This window comes from Pontibacterium sp. (assembly GCF_041587635.1).
Classification (GTDB): Bacteria; Pseudomonadota; Gammaproteobacteria; order Pseudomonadales; family Balneatricaceae; genus Pontibacterium.
Genome location: NZ_JBFGYC010000701.1, coordinates 1 through 1715, shown reverse-complemented (window position 1 = coordinate 1715; position 1715 = coordinate 1). Strand labels below are relative to the sequence as shown.

Sequence of the window (1715 nt, the reverse complement as noted above, 5' to 3'; positions counted from 1 at the left end):
CGACATCTGCGCTTCTCAGGAAGATGATGCTGAAAGCTTCTACGATCCAAGCGATGACAAACCATACCGTCACGCGACTTACTACGTTCTGCCTGACCCAGTTAACAACATGTGATTTGGGGGACTAATCAGAATGAGTGACGCAATCAAAAACGCGACCCTGGAATACGCAACCCGCCTCGGTGATGACTCCGTTGTACTGGGCCACCGTATCTCTGAGTGGGTCAGCTACGGTCCTTTCCTCGAAGAAGACATCGCATACGGAAACGTAGCGCTGGATTATATTGGCCGTGCCCGCATGTTCTACACCTATGCAGCAGAACTGGCTGACGATGGCCGTACCGAAGACGATTTCGCTTACATGCGCAGCGACCGTGACTACCGCAACCTGCTGTTGATGGAGATGCCTCGCGGCGACTTCGCCTACTCTCAGGTTCGTCAGCTGTTTGCAGACGCATACTACACAGTCCTGCTGCCTGAACTGGTTCAGTCTAAGGACGAGACACTGGCCGCAATCGCTGCAAAAGCGATCAAAGAAACCAAATATCACCTGCGTCGCAGCCGTGATTGGGTTCTGCGTCTGGGTGATGGTACTGAAGAAAGTCAAAAACGCACTCAGAAAGCTGTTGATCAGCTGTGGGGATACACTCACGAGCTGTTTGATATGGATGAAACTGAGCAGCTGCTGGCCGACAACGGTATCGGTGTTGACGTATCCAAACTGCGCGATGCATGGCACAAGCTGGTCAGCGAAATCCTGACCGAAGCAACCATCACTGTCCCTGAAGACAGCTGGGCTGTGCGCGGTGGCCGTACCGGTTATCACACCGAAAATCTGGGTCACATGCTGACCGAGATGCAGATCGTACACCGCTCCTACCCGGGTTGTGAGTGGTAAGCAGTAGAAGCAAGGTAAAGGTTATGAATGAAATCTCACTGATGCCGGAAGAGCAGTACCAGCGATTGCAGCAGCGTAATGCCGCTGACGTAAAGGAACTATGGGATCTGCTCGATGAAGTAAAAGATCCTGAAGTCCCGGTACTGACGATTTGGGATCTGGGGATCTTGCGTGATATTGAGCGTGAAGGTGAACGTATTGTCGTCACTATCACGCCAACCTACTCCGGTTGCCCGGCGATGGACAATATCAGCACGGATGTCACTAAAGCTCTGAACGATGCCGGTTACAGCGATGTGAAAGTAAAAATGTCGCTCTCACCTGCCTGGAGTTCTGAGTGGATGTCTCCCGATGGTCGTAAAAAACTCCGCGAATATGGCATTGCGCCACCGGAGGATGCGGAATTGGATGAAGACGGTCTGACCCCCGATGCCCATGCGCAATGTCCACACTGTCGCTCACGCAATACGCGCCGGGTGAGTGAGTTTGGTTCAACGGCCTGCAAAGCCCTGTTTCAGTGCAACGACTGCAACGAGCCATTTGACTATTTTAAGAAGATATAGGTGAAGCATGTCTGACACCAATTTCTACACATTGAAGATCGCTGATGTTCAGCCGGAAACGGAAACTGCTATCTGCGTCAGCTTCGATGTACCAGAAGAACTGAAAGAAAAGTTTAAGTTTATTCAGGGTCAGTTCCTGACACTGCGTGCAATGATTGAAGGCGAGGACGTACGTCGCTCCTACTCCATCTGCTCCGGTGTAAATGATGGTCACATGCGTGTGGGCATCAAACGCGTTATGAACGGTCGCTTCT

The 1715-nt window shown here is 51.6% G+C and carries 4 protein-coding genes; all 4 read left to right on the top strand.

Annotation, left to right across the window (positions count from 1 at the left end; genetic code table 11):
* Positions 1-4 precede the first annotated feature (4 nt).
* Positions 5-115: a hypothetical protein gene (locus ABYW01_RS20925; protein WP_372836482.1), complete on the top strand. Its 111-nt coding sequence runs from the start codon at positions 5-7 to the stop codon at positions 113-115.
* Between the two features lie 18 nt (positions 116-133).
* On the top strand, positions 134-898 hold the full coding sequence (paaC, locus tag ABYW01_RS20920; RefSeq protein WP_372836481.1) for a 1,2-phenylacetyl-CoA epoxidase subunit PaaC: 765 nt from the start codon (positions 134-136) through the stop codon (positions 896-898).
* A 23-nt stretch (positions 899-921) separates the two neighbouring features.
* The gene (gene paaD / locus ABYW01_RS20915) at positions 922-1461 is read left to right on the top strand and encodes a 1,2-phenylacetyl-CoA epoxidase subunit PaaD (protein WP_372836479.1); all 540 of its coding nucleotides are present in this window, start codon (positions 922-924) and stop codon (positions 1459-1461) included.
* Between the two features lie 7 nt (positions 1462-1468).
* Positions 1469-1715: FAD-binding oxidoreductase (locus ABYW01_RS20910; RefSeq protein ID WP_372836477.1), on the top strand; the 247-nt coding region annotated here is incomplete at its 3' end.

Bases quoted from the DNA above. Each gene is read 5' to 3' on its own strand.
- paaC (WP_372836481.1), top strand. From the start codon at position 134: ATGAGTGACGCAATCAAAAACGCGACCCTGGAATACGCAACCCGCCTC.
- paaD (WP_372836479.1), top strand. From the start codon at position 922: ATGAATGAAATCTCACTGATGCCGGAAGAGCAGTACCAGCGATTGCAG.